Genomic DNA, 3,888 nt, shown 5'->3' on the forward strand with positions numbered 1-3,888 from the left:
TGCGATCATGGATGCATCCAAGAAATGGACTATGCCGATCAGGAACTGGAAACCGGCCTTGAACAGATTCATGATTGAATTTGAAGACCGGCTAGTTGGATTTGTTTAACAACGGCAGAGACACAGTTAGATTTACACTCTCAACAAATCCAACTAGCCGGTCTTTATTCACTCCGACCCCATTTCCCGATTTCCCCGATTTCCCCCACCATTTCCCCCATTTTCCCTGGGGCATTGACACCTCCTTTTACCATTTCCTTCCAGCTATACGTCAGGTGTAGATTATTTTCTGAATCGGACGTATGACTCATTTCACCCTTTAGTAGTACCTAGCAGTACCCTTAGCAGTACCTAGCAGTACCCTCGAAAAATATTTTCTACATATTTATAAAGTTCAGCTAGCCTTTCTGCTTTGATATCGACACTGAACAATAAGCTCTACTCGCCCCATAAGAATAATAACCATTGGGAGGGATAATACTTCACGAGAGAATGTGATGAAGAACCTCAATCACAATCAGCACTTGCGAACGGCCTCCTGCTATCTAATCCACTTACAGGGTTTATTGGGGGCTCTGATTTTTGCTGCGTTTTTTATTATTCTCCCTACCCAGGCGTATGCAGATGGGGGGTACACTGTGAGAGTTATTTATTACAATAACCAACATGATGCATACTCTGATAGTTACGGAATATTCTTCGATCTTGTTGACACTGATAACGAAAAAGACAGTGAAGGGAGCCTCGCTGGAGAAGAACTCTCATTCAATGCAATTTATGAGGCATCTGAAAGAAAAGCGGCTCATCAGTTATTTATTACTGCCCCTACGAATCATGTAGAAATATTTCCTCAAGCCCCAATTCACAGAAGCAGGAAAGAACATCATTTACCAAGCCAAGATTCACTGAAGTATAAGAACAGTAGGGATATATCCTATATAGCCATCCAGAGAAACAGCCAAGTAAAGGACAGTTATACACTCCATCTCTACACGGAAACCGATCAAAAACTCATACTACTAGCTTCTATCAATGCTTCCCAAGACATATACGATGAGTTAAATAGCAAAGATTCGTTTCGTGAAAAGTGGTTTCCAAACCATCCAACCGCTATCAAAGAGATACCTGAAGGAGCTGTTCTTACAGAATTACAATACAAGCCAGAAAGAACACACTCAACGACTTCTTCATCATATTCTTCTACTAGTATGAGGACTGACAGTCTGATTTCTCACGCCTCGCCATCTCAACATCCTATAACACAAACATCCAACCCTCTTTATGTAAGCACATTCTCACTAACATCCCCTTCATCAGGTTATCAAACGCAATCTTCATCACTGTGTGACACAAACTTACCTGATTCTGAACAAAGACACGAAAGTCATGCCTCCCTCAATGATGACTCAAATAAAATCCATACAACACCACACCTTTCAGATGTAGAAAACAAAAACTTTTCGTCCAATCTTACCTCCTCTATCCAAGTAGCGGCGGGCTTAAATGCTTTACACATCACAAAAGAAAGCTCCTCGCTATCAGCACAAACGTCATATTCCAGTGATGCAGTTTTTTCGAGTAGTCATACATCAGATCATCGAGTATCTTGCGAACATATCAACCCGACATATCAAGACTCAGATCCACTTGATCATTCTATGTGTAGTGCAAACTTCCTATATGGCCTTAGTTTTATTCTATTTAGCCAGTCAGCAGGACAAGATCAGCCCAGATGGGTACTCAATATTATTGAAGCCCTTTTCAAATCATCAACACGCAACTTAAAACTAAACCACCTTTTTTCTACCTTATCTCCTGCTATTGTAAGGCTTTTCAAGGCTCAGCCTGACGACTTACTGGTTCGCAAAGCTATCTCTGAGGTGTTTAAAGTTTTTCACCAGCCAGCGCAAGCACTGACTGAATGGCTTGATATTTACGATACATTTGGCATTAACCTTATAGACGAAAACAACCGCAATCATTCAGTAGCTGTAGATCCTGAAAAAGCCTGTAACGCTATTCAATCAGCCAACTTACTCAATTTCTATTATCTCGAAAACCCACACCATGCAGTTTATTATGGTGAATATGGCCATATCCCGAAAGAAGTGTATTGGAGTAAAAGTGTACTGCAAAGGCATACTATTCGCCTGCAGGAACTTACAACAATGTGCGCACAGGGATTGGACAGCCTCCCTCATCTCATCACTATAAATGGAAAACAAGTTAACACTGTGGGGGCTATTCAAAAGCTGGTGGTTAATACACACAACTATCTTCCGTATCTATTCCTTGCCACTTACATAGATTATTTTTTACGATATGCTGAAACCATCGAACCACCAACGAAAGAACTACCAACCGTTATAGCCGCCGCAGCCAACCTTCCTCAACTAGTCGTTTCCGAATATATTGCCCAAGCACACCGTACGGGTCTGGAAAATCTACCAGAATGGTTAATATCATTAATAACCCAGCTGCAAGCTCAGGCTCTCCCGCAACAAGTTATACTCCAAACGCAAAGGTCACCAGTAATACCGGTACATTTTAAAGAGACAACAGCTGTTCTCAACACACTTAATAGCTGGGAGAGCATACCGAAAACAGCTAAACTAAAAAAAGAGAATGTTGTAAAACTGGCTCGGAACCTTAGCAGCATAAAACAGGCTACTGACCATTTTCAGTCTACATCTCCCCCTCACATATCTTGTACAAAGGGCACTGTCGAATTCCTTGCACTTCTGGCAGGTGGCACATTTACAACACATAAAAAACAACCATTAACAGGTAATTATAAGCCTATTAGTGGTTGGTTCTCAGGAGATAAGAAAACATGGGATAGTCAGGCGATTCAATCATTGGATACTTTACGTCAACACTACGCCCCACACGTAAACGCATATTTGATGTACCGCGCGGGTGTACGCCAAGATGCTGGAGTAAAACAATAGGTGCGTCACTCAATTGTACAATGACGTACAAGCAGGGGTTCTGTTGCAAACTCAAACCATACCAGCCAGAATCCGCAACCCCTCTCACTTCTGAGCTTTCACGGATGAAGTTTTCCGGCCGCCATTTCCCCAAAGATATCATTCTGCAGGCTGTTCGCTGGTATATCACCTATCCTCTCAGTCTGCGTATGATTAAGGAAATTTTTGCGGAGCGGGGTATCACAGTCGATCACACAACTATCAACCGCTGGGTGATCGTGTACGCTCCTCAACTTGAAGCTCTGCATCGAAAACAGAAACCTGCCGTGAAAAGATCGTGGCGTATGGATGAAACCTATATCAAGATCAAAGGTCGTGACTGCTACCTGTATCGTGCTGTCGATCAAGAAGGAAATACTGTTGATTTTCTTCTTACCAAAAAGCGAGATAAAAAAGCTGCCAAGGCCTTTTTCCGTAAGGCTATCCCCCAACATGGACAACCAGAAAAGGTGAGCATAGATAAAAGCGGCAGCAATATATCTGCTCTCACTTCTATCAACACAACACTCAAGGATAAAGAGCCAAAGATCACCATTTACCAAAGCAAATACCTGAACAACATTGTGGAGCAGGATCATCGATTTGTGAAACAGATTACCCGCCCCATGATGCAGTTTAAGGCTTTCTATTCTGCCAAGGCGACACTCGCTGGTATTGAGTTTTCTCATATGCTGAGAAAAGGCCAATATTCAGATTCTGAGTCAACGAAGCCGTGGGAGTATTTTTACTCTTTGACGGCATAATTGTGTCTGGAGAATAATGACTTTTGATTTATCTGAAAGCTTGCAACAGAACCGTGTATTCAAATATCGCTATCTAACTGCGTATTCCGGAGCATCCGGCCACTGATTCCGTTTACATCCGACACCCCATCCTGATGCCGTCAGTGCAGTGGGTG

2 protein-coding genes are annotated in these 3,888 nt (G+C 42.4%); both read left to right on the plus strand.

Going from position 1 to position 3,888, the window contains the following annotated elements; translation table 11 throughout:
* The first annotated feature begins 497 nt into the window (after window positions 1–497).
* On the plus strand, window positions 498–2,951 hold the full coding sequence (locus QMA35_RS20940) for a hypothetical protein (protein ID WP_281649089.1): 2,454 nt from the start codon (window positions 498–500) through the stop codon (window positions 2,949–2,951).
* A gap of 104 nt (window positions 2,952–3,055) precedes the next feature.
* Complete coding sequence (locus tag QMA35_RS20945) at window positions 3,056–3,733, plus strand: IS6 family transposase (RefSeq protein WP_281649090.1); 678 nt, start codon at window positions 3,056–3,058, stop codon at window positions 3,731–3,733.
* Window positions 3,734–3,888 lie beyond the last annotated feature (155 nt).

This window comes from Parendozoicomonas sp. Alg238-R29 (assembly GCF_947331445.1).
In the GTDB taxonomy this organism is placed as follows: domain Bacteria; phylum Pseudomonadota; class Gammaproteobacteria; order Pseudomonadales; family Endozoicomonadaceae; genus Sansalvadorimonas.